This is a genomic window from uncultured Apibacter sp. (assembly GCF_946479295.1).
Lineage (GTDB): Bacteria > Bacteroidota > Bacteroidia > Flavobacteriales > Weeksellaceae > Apibacter.
Window position 1 is genome coordinate 27,076 of sequence record NZ_CAMLFD010000017.1, and the last position, 21,212, is coordinate 48,287.

General features: G+C 28.9%; 18 protein-coding genes and 1 tRNA gene. 9 read left to right on the forward strand and 10 right to left on the reverse strand.

Annotated features, from left to right (window positions below; genetic code table 11):
• Positions 1 to 234: 234 nt before the first annotated feature.
• Complete coding sequence (locus Q0T35_RS09545; RefSeq protein WP_295812685.1) at positions 235 to 1,086, forward strand: fructosamine kinase family protein; 852 nt, start codon at positions 235 to 237, stop codon at positions 1,084 to 1,086.
• A 10-nt stretch (positions 1,087 to 1,096) separates the two neighbouring features.
• On the opposite strand, the gene Q0T35_RS09550 is transcribed toward Q0T35_RS09545, so the two are convergent.
• On the reverse strand, positions 1,097 to 1,930 hold the full coding sequence (locus Q0T35_RS09550; RefSeq protein ID WP_293918434.1) for a twin-arginine translocase subunit TatC: 834 nt from the start codon (positions 1,928 to 1,930) through the stop codon (positions 1,097 to 1,099).
• A 40-nt stretch (positions 1,931 to 1,970) separates the two neighbouring features.
• Positions 1,971 to 2,933: a KpsF/GutQ family sugar-phosphate isomerase gene (locus tag Q0T35_RS09555; RefSeq protein WP_293918432.1), complete on the reverse strand. Its 963-nt coding sequence runs from the start codon at positions 2,931 to 2,933 to the stop codon at positions 1,971 to 1,973.
• An 84-nt stretch (positions 2,934 to 3,017) separates the two neighbouring features.
• On the opposite strand from Q0T35_RS09555, the gene recQ reads away from it, so the two are divergent.
• Positions 3,018 to 5,213 carry a DNA helicase RecQ gene (recQ, locus tag Q0T35_RS09560; protein ID WP_293918430.1) on the forward strand — a complete coding sequence of 732 codons (2,196 nt, stop codon included), beginning with the start codon at positions 3,018 to 3,020 and terminating at the stop codon, positions 5,211 to 5,213.
• Positions 5,214 to 5,317: 104 nt separating this feature from the next.
• Here recQ and Q0T35_RS09565 read toward each other — a convergent pair whose 3' ends face one another.
• Both Q0T35_RS09565 and Q0T35_RS09570 read right to left on the reverse strand, forming a co-directional pair.
• Positions 5,318 to 5,932: a deoxynucleoside kinase gene (locus Q0T35_RS09565; protein ID WP_293918428.1), complete on the reverse strand. Its 615-nt coding sequence runs from the start codon at positions 5,930 to 5,932 to the stop codon at positions 5,318 to 5,320.
• A gap of 14 nt (positions 5,933 to 5,946) precedes the next feature.
• On the reverse strand, positions 5,947 to 6,777 hold the full coding sequence (locus tag Q0T35_RS09570; RefSeq protein ID WP_295812693.1) for a hypothetical protein: 831 nt from the start codon (positions 6,775 to 6,777) through the stop codon (positions 5,947 to 5,949).
• 200 nt (positions 6,778 to 6,977) lie between these two features.
• Here Q0T35_RS09570 and prmA point away from each other — a divergent pair, with 200 nt between their 5' ends.
• The 4 genes from prmA (at position 6,978) to Q0T35_RS09590 (ending at position 10,154) form a co-directional block, all read left to right on the forward strand.
• Positions 6,978 to 7,817 (forward strand): 50S ribosomal protein L11 methyltransferase, encoded by an 840-nt coding sequence (gene prmA / locus Q0T35_RS09575; protein WP_293918424.1) that lies wholly within the window; start codon positions 6,978 to 6,980, stop codon positions 7,815 to 7,817.
• Entirely contained in the window at positions 7,804 to 8,091 is a 288-nt protein-coding gene (locus Q0T35_RS09580) for an ATP-dependent Clp protease adaptor ClpS (RefSeq protein WP_293918422.1), read from the forward strand. The genes prmA and Q0T35_RS09580 overlap by 14 nt, the downstream gene beginning before the upstream one ends.
• Before the next feature lie 324 nt (positions 8,092 to 8,415).
• Positions 8,416 to 9,162 carry an electron transfer flavoprotein subunit beta/FixA family protein gene (locus tag Q0T35_RS09585; protein WP_295812697.1) on the forward strand — a complete coding sequence of 249 codons (747 nt, stop codon included), beginning with the start codon at positions 8,416 to 8,418 and terminating at the stop codon, positions 9,160 to 9,162.
• 38 nt (positions 9,163 to 9,200) lie between these two features.
• Positions 9,201 to 10,154, forward strand: coding sequence for an electron transfer flavoprotein subunit alpha/FixB family protein (locus Q0T35_RS09590; RefSeq protein WP_295812701.1), 954 nt, complete (start codon positions 9,201 to 9,203; stop codon positions 10,152 to 10,154).
• Between the two features lie 104 nt (positions 10,155 to 10,258).
• Here Q0T35_RS09590 and Q0T35_RS09595 read toward each other — a convergent pair whose 3' ends face one another.
• The 4 genes from Q0T35_RS09595 to Q0T35_RS09610 all read right to left on the reverse strand — a co-directional run bounded on the left by Q0T35_RS09595 (position 10,259) and on the right by Q0T35_RS09610 (position 14,186).
• Entirely contained in the window at positions 10,259 to 10,810 is a 552-nt protein-coding gene (locus tag Q0T35_RS09595; protein ID WP_293918416.1) for a DUF4442 domain-containing protein, read from the reverse strand.
• Positions 10,811 to 10,898: 88 nt separating this feature from the next.
• Complete coding sequence (locus Q0T35_RS09600) at positions 10,899 to 11,723, reverse strand: hypothetical protein (protein WP_295842810.1); 825 nt, start codon at positions 11,721 to 11,723, stop codon at positions 10,899 to 10,901.
• Between the two features lie 93 nt (positions 11,724 to 11,816).
• Positions 11,817 to 13,298: a lipopolysaccharide biosynthesis protein gene (locus Q0T35_RS09605; protein ID WP_293918412.1), complete on the reverse strand. Its 1,482-nt coding sequence runs from the start codon at positions 13,296 to 13,298 to the stop codon at positions 11,817 to 11,819.
• The gene (locus tag Q0T35_RS09610; protein ID WP_293918410.1) at positions 13,299 to 14,186 is read right to left on the reverse strand and encodes a glycosyltransferase; all 888 of its coding nucleotides are present in this window, start codon (positions 14,184 to 14,186) and stop codon (positions 13,299 to 13,301) included.
• A gap of 55 nt (positions 14,187 to 14,241) precedes the next feature.
• On the opposite strand from Q0T35_RS09610, the gene Q0T35_RS09615 reads away from it, so the two are divergent.
• Positions 14,242 to 14,955 carry a class I SAM-dependent methyltransferase gene (locus Q0T35_RS09615; RefSeq protein WP_293918408.1) on the forward strand — a complete coding sequence of 238 codons (714 nt, stop codon included), beginning with the start codon at positions 14,242 to 14,244 and terminating at the stop codon, positions 14,953 to 14,955.
• A gap of 30 nt (positions 14,956 to 14,985) precedes the next feature.
• On the opposite strand, the gene Q0T35_RS09620 is transcribed toward Q0T35_RS09615, so the two are convergent.
• Together Q0T35_RS09620 and Q0T35_RS09625 are read right to left on the reverse strand one after the other, a co-directional pair.
• Positions 14,986 to 15,840, reverse strand: coding sequence for a glycosyltransferase family A protein (locus tag Q0T35_RS09620; RefSeq protein ID WP_293918406.1), 855 nt, complete (start codon positions 15,838 to 15,840; stop codon positions 14,986 to 14,988).
• Positions 15,841 to 15,873: 33 nt separating this feature from the next.
• Entirely contained in the window at positions 15,874 to 17,379 is a 1,506-nt protein-coding gene (locus tag Q0T35_RS09625) for a GH3 auxin-responsive promoter family protein (protein ID WP_295842815.1), read from the reverse strand.
• A gap of 193 nt (positions 17,380 to 17,572) precedes the next feature.
• Here Q0T35_RS09625 and Q0T35_RS09630 point away from each other — a divergent pair, with 193 nt between their 5' ends.
• Together Q0T35_RS09630 and Q0T35_RS09635 are read left to right on the forward strand one after the other, a co-directional pair.
• Entirely contained in the window at positions 17,573 to 21,022 is a 3,450-nt protein-coding gene (locus Q0T35_RS09630) for a DUF2723 domain-containing protein (RefSeq protein WP_295842819.1), read from the forward strand.
• A 31-nt stretch (positions 21,023 to 21,053) separates the two neighbouring features.
• Positions 21,054 to 21,127 (forward strand) — tRNA-Arg (locus Q0T35_RS09635).
• The last annotated feature ends 85 nt before the right edge of the window (positions 21,128 to 21,212 follow it).

Sequence of the window (21,212 nt, forward strand, 5' to 3'; positions counted from 1 at the left end):
TTTTTTATTTAAAAAAAAAAATTGGTGTATATATTGCAGAATGTGATAGTATTACAAATACAAAATAAAATATACGTATAGAGAATTTTATTATTTATCTTAAAAATTTGTAAGAGATTCTTAAAAGATAATTTAACTAAAATAATATCGTAAGTATTTTTATGAAGTAAGAAAATTTAATTTATTATTTTAAACAATAATATAAAATAAATTAATTAATAAAAACACATAAAAATGGATTTGCAACATATGATAAAGCATCTTCCTGTAAAAATCAAAAAATATAGACCGATTTCAGGAGGAGATACGAATAAATCTTTTCTGTTAGAGAGTGACGAAGGTAATTTTTTTATGAAGACTAATAATGTCAAAGAATTTCCAGGAATGTTCAAAGATGAAGTTAAAGGGTTGAAAACCATTGCTGAAACTCATAAGTTGAAAACTCCTAAAATTATTAAAGTTGAAGAAAGCGCTAATGAGCAATATTTAATTCTGGAGTTGATTAAGAAAGGAGAGCCCACTAAGCAAATATGGGAAAACTTTGGAGAATCTCTTGCTTCTATGCATAAAATCCGCCAACCATATTTTGGGTTTGATAGTGATAACTATATTGGACGTTTACCACAAAAAAATACGCAAGCTTCAACTTGGGGAAAATTTTATGCTCAATATCATTTAGAACCCTTGATTAAAAAGCTTGTTGATATGAATGCTCTACATTCTGAAGAAGTACAGGCTGCGGAAAATTTTTATAAAAAAATAGATGATATTTTTCCTCATGAAATACCCTCTTTAGTTCATGGTGACTTATGGGGAGGAAATTTTTTAATTTCCGACAGGGGGGAACCCGTAGTAATAGATCCTGCGGTTTATTACGGACATAGAGAGATGGATTTAGGAATGACCCGATTATTCGGAGGATTTTCCACCTATTTTTATGAAGCTTATGATAAGGCCTATCCATTAACTAAAGGATGGGAAGAACGTATATCCTATACCCAATTGTATCCGTTATTAGTGCACTCAATTTTATTTGGTAGTTACTATTTAGAAGAAGTTAAAAATATTTTAAGTGAATTTAAATAATAATTATTTCCTAAGAATTTACTTTTGAACCATCCAATTTATTTCTTTTGTAAACTAAACTGGAAACTATTATGCTTGCTTCATATAATAGGTATAAGGGACAGGAAGCAACAAGCATGGAAGGAATATCACCCGGAGTTATAAAGCCTGCAAGAATTAAGATAACAACCAATGCGTGTCTGCGGTATTTTTTCAAAAATTTAGGTGTTAGTATACCAATGCTTGTCAAAATGTAAACGATGATAGGAAGAAGGAAAATTATTCCCATACCTAAAACTGTCTGTAATAAAATTCTTATATAGCTGGAAAGATCTATATTTACTTTAATTGTTTCGGAGATATTGAAAAAATAACCAAAATGCATGGTTAGCGGAGTCACAAAAAAATATCCGAAACAACAACCGATAATGAAAAGAAAATAGGTGCTTAAATAAAATAGCAACGAATTTTTCTTCTCGTTAGGTTTTAATCCGGGAGAAATAAATTTCCACATTTCATAAATAACATATGGAAACACTAAAATAAATCCTCCCACCACAGAAACATAAAAGGCAGTATTTAGTTGTTCGAATATTTTACGAACTTGTATAGGAAATTCATCAGGCATTTCGAATACATCTGAAGAACTAAATAGCCGACCTATCGCATTCATCAACTTAAAGGTAATAAAATCTTTATGAATCGGACCAAAAATAATATGATCCATAACAAAATGAATTTTATATCCGACTAAGCATGCTCCCAAACATATAGCTACTAATGAACGTAAAATGTGTTTTCTTAATACGCCAACATGAGCTAGAAACGGCATGCTTGCATTATCATTTGCTTTCTTTTTAGCCATTCAGTTCTTTCAGTTAATAAAGATACTAATTTATTTAATTTTATTTAAAACCATTATCCAAAAGGGTATGCAGATCAATAATGCCGACATAATTTTCTCCATCTAACACTACTAACTGGCCAATTTGATTGTTCTTTAGCTGTTCAAAAGCATGACTGGCTAATTCATTTTTCTGAATGGTTTTAGGGCTTACCGACATTATATCTTTAGCGATGATTTGATTATAGTCTACATCTTTGGCTAAAGTTCTTCTTACATCTCCATCAGTAATAACTCCTCTCACTTTATTATGTTCGGTTACAACAGTAATTCCATAAGAGGAATATGTTAAAGAATTTATTATTTCTTTAAGATGAGCAGATTGTGGTATTTCCGGTCTTCGATCAGGCTTTACTAGCTGTTCGACTTTTAATAAAAGTTTTTTACCTAGAGCTCCTCCCGGATGATATTTGGCAAAATCTGAAGATTTGAAATTTTTAGCTTGAAGTAGGGCAACGGCCAAGGCATCTCCCAATGCTAGTTGAACAATAGTAGAAGTAGTAGGTGCCAGATTATTAGGATCTGCTTCTTTTTCAACATAGGTATCAAGAACCACGTTGGCGAGTTCTGCCAATAAGCAATTTTTGTTCGAAGTCATTGCTATTAAAACGGACGAATAATCTTTAAGAAAAGGGACAATTTCCTGAATCTCAGATGAGGTTCCACTGTTAGAAATGCAGATTATTACATCATTTTTATCTATAATTCCTAAATCACCATGTTTAGCTTCAGCCGCATGTAGAAATTGAGAGGGAGTACCGGTTGAATTAAAAGTTGCTACTAATTTATTAGCTATATGAGCACTTTTTCCAACGCCGCATAAAATCAGTTTACCTTTACAATCAAGAATATAGCGAACTGCTTTGATAAAATTATTGTCCAAACGGCTGTATAATGATTGTAATTCAGTTATCTCAAATAATATAGTATCTTTGCCTGCTTTTAGTATCTTTTGATCATCCAAAATAAATAATTTTTTTTGTTTAAAAAATTTGTTGTATTTTTAATTTAATAAACAGCAAATTTAAAAAAAAACTAAAGTTTAAGAATGAAATCTTTGGAAAAAGACTTGCCTAAATTATTAAAAAAATATTTTGGTTTTAATTCATTTAAGGGGCCGCAAGAAGAAGTAATTACTAATTTGTTGGGCGGCAATGATGTATTTGTATTAATGCCTACAGGTGGAGGAAAGTCCTTATGTTACCAGTTACCTGCCTTATTATTGGAAGGAACTGCAATTGTAGTTTCTCCTTTAATAGCGTTAATGAAAAATCAAGTTGACGCTGTGAGAGGAATCTCATCTTGTGAAGGAATAGCACATGTGCTTAATTCCTCATTAAATAAAACTGAAATTAAAAAAGTAAAAGATGATATACTATCCGGTACGACAAAATTGCTTTATGTTGCGCCCGAATCTCTTACTAAAGAAGAATATATAGAATTTTTAAAAACTATAAAATTATCATTTTTTGCTATTGATGAAGCTCATTGTATTTCAGAATGGGGACATGATTTTAGACCTGAATATAGAAATTTAAGATATATAATTGAAAAAATCGGTAAAACGCCTATTATTGCCTTAACCGCTACGGCAACTCCTAAAGTACAAGATGATATTCAAAAAACCTTAGGAATGACAGGAGCTAAGATTTTCAAATCTTCTTTTAATAGGCCTAACCTATATTACGAAATAAGATCAAAAATCAATCCTGAAAAGCAGATTATAAAATATATTAAAGAAAATCCGGGTAAATCCGGTATAATTTATTGTTTGAGTAGGAAAAAGGTTGAAGAATTGGCTGAATTATTAAAGGTTAATGGCATAAACGCTTTACCTTACCATGCAGGGTTAGATAGCAAATCCAGAGCAGCTCATCAGGATAAATTTTTAATGGAAGAAACAGATGTGATATGTGCAACCATTGCCTTTGGAATGGGTATTGATAAGCCCGACGTACGTTTTGTTATTCATTATGATATTCCTAAAAGTTTAGAGAGTTATTATCAAGAAACGGGGCGTGCAGGTAGAGATGGTGGTGAAGGTTATTGCCTAGCATTTTATGATTATAAAGACATTGAAAAACTTGAAAAATTCCTTGCATCCAAACCCGTTTCAGAAAGAGAAGTCGGCTTACAATTGTTGCAAGAAGTGGTAGGCTATGCAGAAACCTCTATGTCCAGACGTAAATATTTACTTCATTATTTCGGTGAAGAATTTGATGAAAAAAACGGTTTAGGAGCTAAAATGGATGATAATTCCATGAATCCTAAAATTTTAGTAGATGTATCTGATGATATGAAGCAAATGCTTTCTGTCGTGGAAAAAACGAAAGAAAAATTAAAATTAAAAGATTTAGTGAATGTAGCCGTTGGAAAAGAATCAGCCATAACCAAATCGTATAAACTTAGCTTAGAAGATTATTTCGGATTTGGAAAAAATAAATCCGATAATTTTTGGAAATCTATTATACGCCAAGCTATTGTAAATAATTTTCTTTTAAAAGATATTGAAACTTATGGCATTCTTAAATTATCTTCTTTCGGTAAAGATTTTATAAAAAATCCTAAAGAGATTCAAATTGCAGAGGATATTGACTTTGAAAAAGAAATGGAAACATCAGTTGCTACGCCTATAGCCGCAGTAAGTAATGCATTAGATAAGAAGTTATTTGATGATTTAAAAGAAATACGAAAAAGAGTAGCGAAAAAGAATGCTATTCCTCCATTTGCAGTTTTTCAAGACCCTAGTTTGGAAGATATGGCCTTACACTATCCTACAACTATTTCAGAGTTATCTAACGTTTTTGGAGTAGGAGAGGGGAAAGCAAAAAAATTCGGAAAAGAATTTGTAGAATATATAGCCAAATATGTTGAAGAAAATGATATTGAAAGACCAAATGATTTAATAATAAAACAAGTAGCTAATAAATCATCTCATAAAGTTTTTATAATTCAAAGTACGGATAGGAAATTAGACTTTGAAGATATTGCCAAGGCAAAAGATTTAACAATAAATGATTTGCTAGGCGAAATGGAAAGTATTGTTTATCAGGGAACTAAATTAAATATTGGCTATTATGTTGATGAACTATTAGATGAAGAACAGCAAGAAGAAATAATTGATTTTTTAATGGAGTCTGATAGCGATAAAATGTCTGTTTTACTCGAGGAATTTGGTGATGATTATTCTGAAGATGAATTAAGAATCATGAGAATTAAATTTATAAGTGAAGTGGCAAACTAGCATCAATGAAAAAATTGTTACTAGTTTTTCTCTTCATTTCATATTTAAAAATACCAAATAATTTTTTATTTAGTTATTTAGTATTTTTTTGATATTAAATAATTTTAAAATAAACCGTGGATATTGGCCTCTACCTTGTCTATAATTATTCCTAAATCTTCCTTATTATCAACAAAGTCCATATTATCTACATCAATGATTAATAATTTTCCTTCCTTATAATTGGAAATCCATTCTTCATATTTTTCGTTCAATCGTAGAAGATATTCAATGCTTATGGACGTTTCGTACTCTCTACCTCTTTTTTGAATTTGATTAACTAATGTCGGAACGGATGCACGAAGATAGATAAGCAGATCCGGTGGTTGGATATAATCTTTCATTAAATTAAAAAGATTCAGATAATTATTATAATCTCTGGTTTGCATAAGTCCCATTTCATGAAGATTGGAAGCAAAAATATACACATCTTCGTATATGGTTCTGTCTTGAATTATATTTTTTTTATTTTCTCGAATTTCTTTTATTTGCTTAAATCGTGAACTTAAAAAATAGATTTGAAGGTTAAAAGACCATTTAGCCATATCATAATAAAAATCATCTAAATAGGGATTTTGATCTGCATCTTCAAATTGAGCAATCCAGTGATAATTATTAGCTAATAATTTGGTTAAAGTAGTTTTTCCTGCTCCTATATTTCCGGTGATGGCAATATGCATTATAAATAAATTTATTATTCTGTTTCTATTTTGTAAAGGTACATAACCTTAGATTTCCATAGAAATAAATATTTATTTAAAATATAATATTTTCCCCCGACCATCGGTAAACGTATTTGTATTGGGGCATTTTCAAAATCATAATAATATAGAAAATCTTTATTGATCCAATAAAAATTCTGTTCATTCCAACCGTAGATATCGAGATGCGGAATGTCATAAGTATACACATGTTTATTGTTTTGCTTAACTATTTTATAATTATTTGATTCATTAGAAAACTCTTTTGATTTTAAAAGTATAAATTTCGATTGTTTGGAACTATAGATATCTTTTTTTATATAATTTTCAAGTAATTCATGGGGTAATGCATTCGAAGAAATTATATCTTTTTGAACTCTATAATCATATTGAATAAAACTCTCAGATTTTAATTCATCAAAGTAGAGTAGGGACCTATTATTTTTTACATATATAAGTTCGGGGTTTATAATTTGATTTGAGAAAATTGATATTCTATCTTGAGTACTGATTAACTTATCATCGTAGAAATCAAGAATATTGTTGAATTTATCCAGAACAACCAAAAATAGGGGATTTACTATGAAAAGTTTTTTTAAAGAATCAAAATTTTGCAGAATATATTTATTGTTAGAATTCTTATCGTATTTTAATAAGGAGTTATCTTTTTGTGAAACAAAGTAAAAAGAGTTGAAAATATCTGCTTGATAAAAAGTGTATGAATCAGAAACATCCAGAGTAATACTGTCTGTTAAAACCAATTGTTGTCCGTAAACTATGGGCATGAAAGTAAATAAGGTAAATAATTTAATTAATCTATACATATAACCGTAAAAGTAATGAAATAAATTTAGTTAACTAAATTCAATTATTACATTGATATTTTTCCAATAATAAGGTATGAATAAAGGATCTTTGTTAATTTTTTATTTGATGAAAGCTTTTAGATCGTCTCAAATTAATAGTATCTGTGAAAGTATAAACTGTTTTTAATTTTTTAAATTTGCCATATTTAAAAAATTAAATGAAATACACAGAATACCATTTTCATATAAGCCCATTAGAACCATGGAGAGATATTTTATTAGCCTATCTCTCAGAATTACCCTTTGAAAGTTTTGTTGAAACTGAAACAGGATTTTTGACCTATATAAAAGTTGAAGAAGAAGAGGAACAATTAATTAAAGAGTTGCCAATCATGTCTTCATCAGATGTATCTATTACTTATGAAAAAAAATTATCTCCGGATATAAATTGGAATGAAGAGTGGGAAAAGAATTTTCCGCCTGTAATCATTGAAAATCAGATTTATTTATATGCAGATTTTCATCCTATCCGTAATGAATTTCCTTTTCCGATAAAAATAGAGCCGAAAATGTCTTTTGGAACCGGTCATCACGAAACGACATATAATATGCTTCATACCATGTTGTCCATGAATTTTGAAGGAAAAGAGGTGTTGGATATGGGAAGCGGAACTGGTGTATTGGCTATTTTTGCTAAAATGAGAGGTGCTCATTATGTCGAAGCTATTGATATTGATGAATGGTCTTATGGTAATGCTTTGGAAAACTCAAAAAAAAATGGGGTTGATATAGACATAAAATTAGGTGATGCTAATTTATTGGGAAATCATGCATTTGATATAATTTTAGCGAATATTAATAAAAATATTTTATTAAAAGATATGTCAAAATATGCCGAAAATTTACTTCCGAATGGACAATTACTAGTTAGTGGGATTTTTGAGCATGATTTTGATGACATTATTGCAGAATCATCTAAATATGGCTTAAAATTTGATCAAAAATTAAACAGAAACAATTGGATTTCAATTTTATTATATAAAGATGATATACAATAATCTACCCAAATGGAAAGAACAGGAAAGTGTTGATACAGTTGTTGAAGAAGCTGTTCCACATGTGATTGTTTTGCATAATGACGATCATAATACTTTCGATTATGTAATTGATTGTTTAATAGAAATATGTGAGCATACCTTGGAACAAGCTCAGCAATGTACATTCTTAGTACACTATAAAGGAAAATGTGAAGTGAAAAAAGGTTCTTTAGAAAAGCTCATACCTATAAACCGAGCTTTACTACAAAAAGGCCTTACTTCACAAATTGTATAAAGAATTTACTCTAAATAAATAAGTGTTCTAATATAACTCTTTACAATTAAATTATCATATTAAATAATTCTCTTTATATATATGATTTTTTATTGAAATTTATCCGTATATAGAAAAGGGAATTATATTTTTTTAATTACTCCATACTTTTAACATATTCTAGTTTTTTTTAAATTTAAATTTTTGAGAAAAAAGATAAATTTTACCATATAGCGTTAGTAAATAGAGTTCTAAAATCTTTTTAAATTAATTCTAATTAAAAAAGGAAATTAGTTAGGAATAGATCATTTTTTTAAGTAAATTAGTTGCTAGAAAAAATACGTTATGAAAATATTAGTAGCCATTAGTAGCGTACCGGATACGACATCTAAAATAAATTTTACAAACGATAGTAAGGAATTCGATAAAAATGGAATTCAATATATAATAAATCCTCAAGATGAATATTGTTTAAGTAAAGCTTTGCACTTACAAGAAAAGCTTGGGGCAGAAATAACTATTATATCAGTAGGAGATGCTTCGGTAGAACCGGTAATGCGAAAAGCATTAGCTATTGGAGCCAATAATGCCATACGTATAAATGAGGAACCTAAGGATAGTGAATTAGTAGCTAAAGAAATAGCTTCTGTTGCAAAAGAGGGTGAATATGACTTAATTCTTTTAGGAAAAGAATCGATAGATTATAATGGGGGAGTAGTTCCCGGATTAGTGGCTGCTGAATTAAATTATCCTTTCGTAAATGCTGTTACAGGCTTGGAAATCGAAGGAAAAACAATTCAGGTTACTCGCGAAATAGATAATGGAAAAGAAACAATTTCCATAGAATTACCCGCTGTTTTAGCCGGGCAGGAGGGGTTCGTTCCGGAAAATCAATTAAAAATTCCTAATATTAGAGGCATTATGTCAGCGAAATCTAAACCATTCCAGGTAATTGAACCTAAATTTTCCGGAAATAAGGTTTCCATTATTGAATTTGAAAAACCTGCTTCAAGAGCTAATGTCGTTTTAATTGATAAAGATAACTTGGATGAATTAGTTCGTCTTCTTCATGAGGAAGCTAAAGTTATTTAAATATTTCTATTTACTAATTTTTAACCGATATTTAAAAAATGATTTACGTATATATAGAGAATTCTCAAGGAAAATTTAAAAAAGTTAGTTATGAAGTTATATCTTATGCAAAAAATTTAGCCGATTCATTAGGTGATTCTGTTACAGCAATCACTATTAATGCTGAGGATTCTTCAGAACTATTATTTACATATGGAGCATCTAAAGTTTTAAATGTTAAAGATGAGTCTTTGAAGTCATTTAATCCAAGAACCTATGCTTCGGTAATTTCTAACTTAATAGATGGTAATTATATATTATTTTCTCATACTAATGAGAGTGTTTCTATAGCTCCTTACATAGTAAAAGAAAAATCGGCAGCTTATATAACTCAAACTATTTCAGCTCCTCTTTCAACTTCTCCTTTTAGAGTAAAAAGATCTGTTTTTTCAGGAAAAGGAATTGCTGTTGTAGAAACGGATCAACCAACTATAGTGCTTACCCTTTCCGTAAATTCTGTAGGTGCTAAAGAAAGTCCTGTTTCGGGTATAGAAGAAAAAATTGTTTTAAATACACCTATAGATTCTAATTATATTGTTAAAAATGAAGAAGTTAGCTCAGATAAACTAGATGTAAAAGAAGCTGAATTAGTTGTAGGTGCAGGAAGAGGCATGAAAGGTCCCGAAAATTGGGGAATTATTGAAGATTTAGCGAAAGTATTGGGTGCTGCAACGGCATGTTCAAAGCCAGTTGCCGATTTAGGTTGGAGGCCTCATTCTGAACATGTTGGTCAAACAGGTAAAATTATTTCTCCAAAATTATATATAGCCATTGGCATATCGGGGGCTATTCAGCATTTAGCAGGAGTTACTAAAAGTAAAACTATTGTTGTAATTAACAATGATCCTCAATCTCCTTTTTTCAAATCTGCTAATTACGGAGTAGTTGGAGATTTATTTGAAATCGTTCCAGAATTGACAAAAAAATTAAAGGATTTTAAAGGATTGCATTGATTTAACTTAGTTTATTGTTCTGTAGAACAATTATTAATATATCTTGATATCTAATATTATTAAACTTAAGTTAGAATAAAAAAGATATTTGGTGAATTTATATGTTATAAAATGGATACAGTGTCCTTTACTTTATGAATTGTAATATTTTTATTTCTAACTTTTTCTTTGTAATAATTTTTATCTGCTATATATATTATTTTTTCCATATAACAAAAAACATTACCCAGTTTATTGGTTATGTGCAATTTCTTATTTAAAGTGATTTCATTATTTTTTTTAACAGATTCTTTAATTTGTTCTATTTCTTCTCTTTGGAATTCAAATATTGCTATTGCTTTTTGATTTATCGGCTTAATATATTCAGCTGAAACCGATTTATCCCAGATAATATATTCACTTCCTAATATATGTATAAGTTGTAGCATATATATGGGATCTGTTGCTGATAGGATACTACCTCCAAACATAGTACCTGCATAATTCCTATTTTTATAAGATAAGGGAATTTCTACAATTATTTTATATACATCTTCAGAGACATATTTGATATTTCCAGTTGTTCTTATATATAACGGTGAAATATTAAAAAAATATTTATATATAATTGATGGTTTAAAAACAATTGAAAGGAACTTGTTTATTTTCTTATACATCAGAATTAATGTCTTTAAATGTATAAAAATAAAGTTTAAAAATTAATAAACCAAATGGACTATAAGAATAAAAAACAATGAAAGGAAATTATTGAGGAAAATAAGGTTTTCCAACTTTTGGAATTGTAGTATTAGTTTTATTTTTTCTGGATTTATAAATTAAAATATTTTTATCGAAAATAGATAGGATTTGAAAATAATTATTGTGATCGTAATAAAATTTTAAATTGTGATTAAGATAGATATATAGTATAAAATCATTGATCTCATTTTTTTTAAGACCTAATTCTTCAAAGTAATTATCTCCAAAATATTCTCTTATATTTTTTATGTTATTGGATTGTTCTTCAAAAATTGATAGTCGCTCTTTTCGCTTAGCATCTCCGGAAATAAAGTCTAAAATTCCTTCAATACCAAATTTCATGGATGATACTTTTGCTAATTCAGAATCAATATCCGTACTTCCATCCAATTTTTGCGTAGGGTTTAAATTTCCTAATTTCTTTAATATTTTATTGGTTTTATTCATCATTGGAATTCTTTTTACATCCAATTCAATGCTTCCATATGTTTTAAAGGGACTGATATAAATATCTTCTAATTGCTTTTCTTTAATATCTAATTGGATTTTCATTTCCAGTTTGGTAAACATTTCTTGAGTAACTAAAACAGTTCTTTTTTCAATATTATAAGATTGAAACATTATAGGATCGCCGATTTGCGCAGGAATGGTAAAATTTCCGGTAATATCGGTTAAGATTGTATAATTAGTAGAAATATTTTTTACATAAATACCCGAAACTGTTTCATAATGTTGATCTAATATATACACTTTACCTTTAATTTGTTTTCTATCTTGAGAAAATATTGTAATTGTAAATATTAGTAAAAAATAAGTATAGAAAAGTTTCATATATATATTTTACTTAACAAAAATACATTAAAATCAATAAATATTTAACACATATGAAAAATATAATTGATTATATTGAGAAAAATTATAGTTTTATTTTTTTCCGGTTAAAAAGTTTTTATAATTTGTTGATAGGAGTTCTTTTATTGGGATAAATTGAAACCAACTGTTAGCTAGCAAAAATAAAATTAAAATTATTCCCGGTTTAGTGAATAAATTAATAAGATTATTAGAGAAATCAGGTAAATAATATACAACTATCACACTTATAATTCCTGTTAGAAAAATATAGATATTATCTTTAGAAAAGGGATGTATACCAAACTTTCGATAGTTGAATTCTAACTTAATTAAATTAAATAAGGTCAAAGATATTGCTGTGGCTAATGCTATTCCTTCAATACCCAATTTAAAATATGTGATAAAAATGATATTCGATATAATAGTAAATACGGCGAGAAATAACATAGCATAAATATTGAATCTGAAATATTTAGAATAGGAAATTATATTACTATTAAAACCTGTAGCCAAATCAAATAAGGTGGCTGCTCCTAGAATGTAAATAATAATTTTTGCATCTGCCAATTCTTTACCATTTTTCATAAAAATAAATAAATAATCGATTCCTGCTAAGATACAAGCTAATAAGATAGTACCGAAAAGAAACAAAAATTTAGATACCTTTTTATAAAATTCATTTAATTCATCCAACTTATTATTTTCAAGTTTCTCTACTATAATAGGTCCCGAAATGGTAAATATTCCCATTAAAGGAACGGTAAGAAAACCTACAATAGAAGTTAATATTGAATAGATACCGTTTTGTTTAAAATCGAGTAGTTCAGGTATCATTAAATTATCAATTTGTAGTGCCAGTCTATTTCCGATACTTCCAAGAACTGAAAATAAACAGAAATTAAACATGTTTGATCGTAGGGTTTTATCTCGAAGAATGCTCAATGACCCGCTTTTTTTATCTTTATTCAGTTTTATGAAGTAATAAAACATTCCTACCATTGCTAAAGTAAAAAAAGAAGTAAATAAGTAAAGAGCTTTTTTTTGAGATATACCTAAATAAACACAAGAAATAAAAGCAGTTAAAGCTCCTAGCTTTGGAAAAAAATTTTCAAAAATTCCCGGTACAGTAATTCGTTTTAAATTCGATATATATTTAGATAAAAGCTGGGTTAATGCAAGCGATAAAGCTACCGGTATTATATATTGCTTCATATTCCAAGAATCGGAAACTTTAATGTTTGGAAATATTTGTGCAAATAGCCAATAAATAAATGTTATAAAAATAAAATTAATTAAAACAAATTGGATCGAAACCCAAAGAAAATCTAAATGTTGATTTTTAGTTTTTAATTTTTGATGATATTTTATATTCGCATAGCTAAGACCAAAGAGAACAAATGGACATATAATTTCTGCTGATGGTTGTATAAATCTAAGTTTACCTAGGAATTCCGGATTAGAAGGATATATGAATATTGTTGAAAATGTACCTAATAAAAAGCTAAGATAACTGATAATACTATATTTTATTCCTTGACGTGCTACAATGCCCATTTAATTTATGCTAAATACGTTTTCAATTTGTTCTTTTCGGTTTACTCTGATTTTTTCTGAGAAAAGTAATTTTATATAGTGACCTATTAATGTATTAAATAATAAGATAGAATTTTTTATAGATAATGTTTTACTATAATATTTAGGAATGCCCCAAACGTTTATCAGCGCTCTGGCATATGCTTTCCATAGATTATTATTCGGATTTAAAAATATACTATCTAACTTTATCATAGACAATTTTTGAATTTTTTTGAAATCTGTTGTTTTCTGTCTATCATGATTGGCTTTAGCATTTTTTAATATGCCTATTTTCTTTCCGTAATAAACGACGCGATTACAATAATTTTTATCCTCACCGTAATGTATAAAATACGGATTAAATAATCCCACCTTTTCAATACAATCTTTGCTTATTAACCAAAAAGCCGCATTAACAAAATCAGTTTCATAAATTTCGTCTGATATTTCTCTGCTTTTAGCTAGATATTCTTTAAAATTAAAATCAATAACAGAGAAATTATTCGTGTAATGTATAGGACTTACAATACCATAAGTTGGATTTTTTACGGAAAATTCAACCAATAATTGTAAGCAGCTTTTATCTACCCAAGCATCTTGATTAATTAAAAAGTAATAAGAGTATTTTTTTTCTTTATATAATTTTTTTAATAAAAAATTATTCGCTTTTCCAAATCCTAAATTACAATCGCTTTTGATTACAGAAACATTCGGATAAGATTTAATAATATTTAAAGTATTATCCGTAGAATTATTATCAATTATATAAATATCTGTAAGTATGCTAGATGCAAGTAAAGAATCCAAACATTTTTTTATCCATTTTTCACCATTATAGGTAACAATTATACTTACAATGTTGTACATTTACATGATATAAAAACTTATACAAATATATAAATAAAAAAATATTGAAAACCTTATGATAACAAGAGTTCAAGTTTTAAATTACATTATTAAAAATTATGACGTTGAAAATTATTTGGAAATTGGTGTAAATAGAGGAAAGTGCTTTTTTAATATAATAGGGGCAAAAAATAGATATGCTGTAGATCCTTATTTCAATTTTAGTTTTATAAAAAAAATTAGATATTTATATAAGAATCCGCATAATTTTAAAAATAAATTCTTTGAGATGACTAGCGATCAATTTTTTGAAGATCATCATACACTTCTCAAAAAAAATCCTATAAATCTTACGTTTATTGATGGATTGCATACTTATCAACAATCGCTTAAAGATACATTAAATGCTTTAAAATATTCCTCCGAAAAGGGTGTTATTATTTTACACGATTGCAATCCACTTGATAAAATAGCTGCTTATCCTGCTGCAAATATAGAAGAAGCTAGAATAAAATTATCCTCAGATAAAAATTGGAAAAATATTTGGAATGGAGATGTTTGGAAAACAATCGTTTTTTTAAGAAAAAACCATCCTGAGTTAACCGTTTCAGTTTTAGATACCGATCATGGCCTTGGAGTTGTTCAAAATAAACCTTCCAATGAGGTTTTACCTTCCGTTTTTAATTCTATTATTACTGAAGATATACCCAATTTGGATTATACTTTTTTAGACACCTATAGAAACGATCTTTTAAATCTTTGCTCAATTGATGATTTTTTAAAAAATTAAATATTTTACAATCAACAAATTTTAAAGATATCAATACTTAAATTTTTTCATGATTTGATTCCAACGAAATTTTTGTATAAATTTTATTTCTTGATCGTTTATAGCTCGTTCCTTTTTTAATTTTTCAAAAGAAAGAAAAGTTTTAAATGAAATAAAAAAATGGTATATTGATTTATCTTTCCATGAGGCTTTTGCGCAGGATATAAAAGCTAACCTCTTATTAAGACCGATATTATAAAAATATTCACCCAACTTTTTTGCTTTAGTAGACTTATATACATGCGCCGTTGGCTTTACATGTTTTACGCATAGATCATTAATAACTTTCACTTCCCAATGATGCATATGGGCTAATAAAATATCCAGATTATCCCATCCTAATGTCATCCGAATACCGCCAATGTCAATGAAACATTCTTTTCTATAAGTTTTTATAGGCCCTCTAACATGTTTTTTATTAGAAATATTTTCATAAACCCAATTATTCCCTTTTTTAATGTATACTAAACCACCAATAATACCTACATTTGGATTATTCTGTAATTCTTTGACAATAATTTCAAAATAGTTATCAGGAATAATAATATCTGCATCCAATTTAACTATACTGTCGTATTCTTTCCAAGAAAGAGAATTTAATCCTTCATAAAAAGTTTTTACTACTTTGGCTCCCGGTCTATGCTCTGATTTATTTACTAAATTAATGAGATGGAACGCTGGCTTATCTTTGATAAATTCTTCTATAATTTCTTTGGAATTATCTGTAGAAGAATCATTGACTAAAATCCACTTAATGTTTTTATAGGTTTGTTTATGAAATGAAATTAAGCACTCCAATATATGTTTAGATTCATTAAATACCGGGATAACAACTAAAATTTTCAAAGGAAGTAATTTAGGTCTAAATAATATATTACTTTACAATGTTTTTAAAACATATTTTTCAAGCCTATCCACGATAGCTCTATCATTAGATAAACGCGGAAGCTTATTTTGTCCTCCTAGTTTACCTATTTCTTTCATATAATCGTTGAATCCATTTTTTTTAATCATAGAAACCTTTAAAGGTCTTAAAATCGCACCGGAAATAAGATCGTTATAATAAGTATTTCTTTTTCGTAAAGCATTATCAAGTATAAATTCAAATTCTGAAATGGAAACCGGTGGTTTTTCAAATTCTATAAACCATTCATGGTATGGTAGGCCTTCCAAAGGATTTACCTGAGGAGCCAGAGTAAATTCTTGAACAATACATCCGGTCGATTCCATCGTCTCTTTAATGGATTCTTCTACCTCGAAAGAAATTACATGTTCTCCAAAAGCAGAGGTAAAATGTTTTGTTCTACCTGTAACTATGATTTTATAAGGATTCTTACTAATAAAACGTACCGTGTCTCCTATTTCATAAGCCCATAATCCGGCATTAGTAGTAAGAATAATGGCGTAATCCGTATCTAGTTCTACTTGTTCTAAGGTAAGTCTTTTAGGATTGGATTTACCTAATTCCTCGGTAGGAATAAACTCATAGAAAATCCCATGATTAAGCATCAGTAATAATCCATCTCTATCTACATCTTCTTGAAAAGCAATAAACCCTTCAGAAGCAGGATATGTTTGTATGATATCAAGCTTTCTTCCAATTAATTCATAGATTTTCTCTTCATAAGGTTTATAACTGACCCCTCCGGTAACAAGTACTTGCAAGTTTGGAAATATATCACCTACAGATTTTCCTGATTTAACTATTAATTTCTCAAAATACATTACTAACCAAGGAGGAATACCACTAATTAAGGTCATATTTTGAGAAATTGTTTCTTCTACAATTTTATCTACTTTCGTCTCCCAATCTTCAATGCAATTAGTTTTCCAAGAAGGCATACGGTTATACTGAAGATATTTAGGTACGAAATGAGCTGATATTCCTGAAAGTCTCCCTGTCATAATACCATGGTTATTTTCCAAAACAGGGCTTCCTTGTAAAAATATCATTTTTCCATTTATAAAATTCGGATTCCTTTTCCTGTAAATATAATGCAGTAAAGCACTTTTTGCACCTTCAATATGAAAAGGCATTGATTCTTTTGAAATCGGAATGTATTTAGTACCCGATGTAGTGCCCGAGGTTTTAGCAAAATAAAGCGGCTTTTTAGGCCATAGAATGTTAGTATGGCCGGATTTAATTTTTTCAATATAGGGCTTTAAACTTTCATAATTTTGTACAGGCACCTGATTTTGAAAGTCGGAAATAGATTGTATTTGAGCAAATGAAAAATCATTGCCGAAATTTGTATGTTGTGATTCTCTGATAAGTTTTTGAAACCAATAATTTTGCACTTTTACAGGATTATTAATCCATTTATTTTCATTTTTTATATGCATGGATGCCCATCCTTGGGCAATTTTTTTCTTTAAAAACCCCATAGTAAATTGAATGAATTTTTCACTTAACAAATATCGTAATTTAATTTTATTACATTCAAATAATGGGAAAAGATATATAGATAAACTATACTGACACAACACTATATTTTTATATAAAAATTGAATAAAATATTTTATTGAAACTTTTAAAAATAATATTATTAGTATATTCGCAAACAAGAATCAAGGTAAAATGAAGTTAAGTTATAATAAATTAAACAATCTAACCGGTTGGGGAGTTTTTTTAATTGCTGCCCTAACGTATTTACTCACTATAGAACCGAATTTTAGTTTTTGGGATTGTGGAGAATACATATCTTCAGCGGTGAAGCTAGAAGTAACCCATTCTCCAGGTGCTGTATTTTTTCAGATATTAGGAGCAGTTTGGGCTATATTTGCTTTTGGCGATCATAGCAAATATTCCATTGTTATTAATGCTATGTCTGCTATTATGAGCGCCTTTACCATACTCTTTTTATTTTGGACCATTACCCATATGGTTAGAAAAACATTATTTTTAAATTCCGAACCTAAAGAATTTACCATCTATCAAAAGGCTATTATCTTATTAAGTGGAGCTGTAGGAGCTTTAACTTTCACATTTACGGATACATTTTGGTTTTCTGCGGTAGAAGGAGAGGTGTATGCAGCTGCCTCTTGTTTTACAGCTCTATTACTATGGCTTATGTGCAAATGGGAGAATAACTTATCTGATTCTCGTTCTGATAAATGGCTTATTTTAATATCGCTTCTTATCGGATTATCAGTTGGTATTCACTTAATGGTAATATTGGTAGTACCAACCTTAGGCTATATTTATTATGTTAAAAAATATACCTTTACCTGGAAGAATTTTATCATAGCGAATATTGCTATTGGAGGCGTATTCTTAGCTGTTTTCAAAATTATATTTCCTTTTACCATGTCTTTTTTTGGGAAATGCGAAATTTTCTTTGTGAATAATCTACAAATGCCATTTAATACGGGTTCCGTATTTGCATTTTTAGTTTTAATAATAGCTTTCTATCTAGCATTGAGATATACTTCAAAACATAGATATAGAACTTTAAATACTATTATTTTATCTATTCTTTTTATGCTGATCGGTTTTTCGAGTTGGATTGTTTTACCTATAAGGGCTAAGGCAAATCCCCCGATCAATTTAAATGATCCTGATAATGCCATAGGTATGTTAGATTATTATAACAGAGCTCAATACGGAGATTGGCCGGTATTTTACGGAGCCAATTACACTGCATATTTAGATCCGAATGGAATCATCGGGACAGATGATAATGGGCCTATATATGAAAAGGATGAAAATTCAGGACGATATATTGAAACAGGAAGAAGAATAAATTATAAATTCAATCCGGAACAAATTAGTATTTTTCCGCGAATGTATAATCCTGATCCTAGCGTCATAGATAATTACGGATTAATGGAAGGCTATCCTAATTTTACCTTAAATTCTAAATATATAGGGAACCCCGACGCTCAAAAAGTTTTCGATGAATTAGTTAGGAAAAAAAATTCGGGAGAAATATCCGTGCGCGATTATCAAATAGCTAAACAAAATGAGCTGTTGAATGTAAAAAAACCTACATTAGGTCAAAATCTTGATTTTATGATGACCTACCAAATGGGGTATATGTTTGTACGCTATTTTTTATGGAATTTTGCCGGTCGTCAAAATGATTTACAAGGAAATTACGAATCCACTAAAGGAAACTGGATTAGTGGAATTAAATTTCTAGATAATTTACGATTAGGAGATCAAAGTAAATTACCGGATGCATATGTAAATAAGGCAACTAATAAATATTATATGTTACCATTACTATTAGGATTAATAGGTTTTTTCTTTCAGTTAAACAGAGATCCGGGAAGAAATTTTTCCTTAATTGCATTATTCTTGCTGGCGAGTGTTGGAATCATATTGTACACCAGTATTAAAGCGTTCGAACCAAGGGAAAGAGATTATGCTTTGGTAACTTCTTTTTACACATTTGCGATATGGATAGGTATGGGAGTAACTGCAATTATGTATTTGTTAAATAAAATTAAGCAAAAACAAATAGGATTAATTATCGGATTAATTACTTTAGGAGTGCCAGTTTTAGTAGGTTTTCAAAATTGGGATGATCATGACAGAAGTAGAAGATATACAGCATATGACTTCTCTAAAAGTTATTTACAAGGTTTAGATAACAATAATCCTATACTTTTTGTATATGGAGATAATGATACGTATCCTCTGTGGGCATTACAAGAAACGGAAGAATTCAGATCAGATGCAAAAGTAGTAAACTTTACTTTGTTGGGAACTGCTTGGTACATTGATCAAGTTCAGAGAAGAACCTATAAAGCACCGGGTATCCCTTCTTCATTAAATCATGATGAATATAGAGACGGAGTTAATGATCAAGTAATTTTATTAAGTCGAGATTTTTGGAAGCAAATTTTTGATAATATTCCGGCTGATAGTATACCTCCCAATATTGCAGAATTTAAGAAATTTGCCGTTAAAGACAGCTTAACTGCAAAAGAAGCTATTAATTTCCTTAAGAATAAAAAAGATCAGGCGGCTATAAAAGAATTATATACATATTTTACAGAAAGAGATTATAGAGATACGGATGTTGGATTTATTCCCGTAAATAAGATTTGCTTGCCTGTAAACAAAGATAATGCATTGAAATATGGAATTGTAAAGCCTGAAGATTCCTCATTGATGGTAAATACTGTTGTTTTAAAGATAAATAAACAAGCTTTATATAAAGATGGTTTAGCCATGCTAGATTTATTAGCAAACTATAACTGGGATCGATCTATTTATTTTAGTTCTGGAGGAACTTATTCACAATCCAATATCATGTTTGCACAAAATTATTTGGAATATCAAGGGGTGGTTTCAAAGCTAGTACCTATTTATACTCCGGAAAATAGTTCAGGAGAACAAGGTAGGATAAATCCAAATACTCTATATCAGTTAGTAATGAACTATAAATTCGGTAATTTAAAAGATCCTAAAGCTTATTTCGATGAAACATGTAGAAGTAATGTTTTAAATTATAGAATGTCTTGCGGAAGAGCCGCTATAGCTTTAGCAAAAAGTGGTGATAAAAAACGAGCCAATGATATTTTGGAATTAGTTAATAAAGAAATACCTTTAAACATGTATCCGGCTACGCCTTCCTATAATTCAATCATTTCCGGTTATTTCCTTATAGGTAAAGAGAATGAAGGGTTGAAGTTAGCAAATGCATATAAAGATCAAATTGCTAAAGAATTAAATTATTATCTTTCTTTATCTCCACATGATCAAGTATTTGCTAGTGATGATATGAATAAATTATCTAGCTACTATACATTAATTGTAGATAATATTGTCAATACGTATTTAGAATTAAATCAAAAAGATAAAGCTTTAGCCTATATAACAGAATCTTTAAAACCTTTAGATAAAAGATTAAAAATATTTGAAATGCTAGGAAAAAATAATGCTAAAGATCAAAAATTATCCTTACAAAATCTAATGTATTCATACGGACAAATATTACAAGTGCTTCATCCCATTGATTCTATGTATGAAAAAGAAAAAGCTGAAGAAATTTCAAATATTATGATGAAGTTAGAATAAATTATTAGTATAATTGCAAAAATATTTGCAGGGCTACGTAGTTCAACTGGATAGAATATCAGATTTCGGCTCTGAGGGTTGGGGGTTCGAATCCCTCCGTGGTCACTAAGCTATAAACCTTTCCTAAAAGGTTTATAGCTTTTTTTATTAAATATCGAGCATGTAATTACAAACAATAATGTAAACAGCA

What these genes read in the sequence shown, in the direction of transcription:
- Q0T35_RS09570 (WP_295812693.1), bottom strand. Translation starts at nt 6,777, where the DNA reads ATGTATAGATTAATTAAATTATTTACCTTATTTACTTTCATGCCCATA.
- Q0T35_RS09545 (WP_295812685.1), top strand. Translation starts at nt 235, where the DNA reads ATGGATTTGCAACATATGATAAAGCATCTTCCTGTAAAAATCAAAAAA.
- Q0T35_RS09565 (WP_293918428.1), bottom strand. Translation starts at nt 5,932, where the DNA reads ATGCATATTGCCATCACCGGAAATATAGGAGCAGGAAAAACTACTTTA.
- prmA (WP_293918424.1), top strand. Translation starts at nt 6,978, where the DNA reads ATGAAATACACAGAATACCATTTTCATATAAGCCCATTAGAACCATGG.
- Q0T35_RS09600 (WP_295842810.1), bottom strand. Translation starts at nt 11,723, where the DNA reads ATGAAACTTTTCTATACTTATTTTTTACTAATATTTACAATTACAATA.
- Q0T35_RS09595 (WP_293918416.1), bottom strand. Translation starts at nt 10,810, where the DNA reads ATGTATAAGAAAATAAACAAGTTCCTTTCAATTGTTTTTAAACCATCA.
- Q0T35_RS09605 (WP_293918412.1), bottom strand. Translation starts at nt 13,298, where the DNA reads ATGGGCATTGTAGCACGTCAAGGAATAAAATATAGTATTATCAGTTAT.
- Q0T35_RS09630 (WP_295842819.1), top strand. Translation starts at nt 17,573, where the DNA reads ATGAAGTTAAGTTATAATAAATTAAACAATCTAACCGGTTGGGGAGTT.
- Q0T35_RS09625 (WP_295842815.1), bottom strand. Translation starts at nt 17,379, where the DNA reads ATGGGGTTTTTAAAGAAAAAAATTGCCCAAGGATGGGCATCCATGCAT.
- Q0T35_RS09615 (WP_293918408.1), top strand. Translation starts at nt 14,242, where the DNA reads ATGATAACAAGAGTTCAAGTTTTAAATTACATTATTAAAAATTATGAC.
- Q0T35_RS09590 (WP_295812701.1), top strand. Translation starts at nt 9,201, where the DNA reads ATGATTTACGTATATATAGAGAATTCTCAAGGAAAATTTAAAAAAGTT.
- Q0T35_RS09585 (WP_295812697.1), top strand. Translation starts at nt 8,416, where the DNA reads ATGAAAATATTAGTAGCCATTAGTAGCGTACCGGATACGACATCTAAA.
- Q0T35_RS09610 (WP_293918410.1), bottom strand. Translation starts at nt 14,186, where the DNA reads ATGTACAACATTGTAAGTATAATTGTTACCTATAATGGTGAAAAATGG.
- Q0T35_RS09550 (WP_293918434.1), bottom strand. Translation starts at nt 1,930, where the DNA reads ATGGCTAAAAAGAAAGCAAATGATAATGCAAGCATGCCGTTTCTAGCT.
- Q0T35_RS09580 (WP_293918422.1), top strand. Translation starts at nt 7,804, where the DNA reads ATGATATACAATAATCTACCCAAATGGAAAGAACAGGAAAGTGTTGAT.
- recQ (WP_293918430.1), top strand. Translation starts at nt 3,018, where the DNA reads ATGAAATCTTTGGAAAAAGACTTGCCTAAATTATTAAAAAAATATTTT.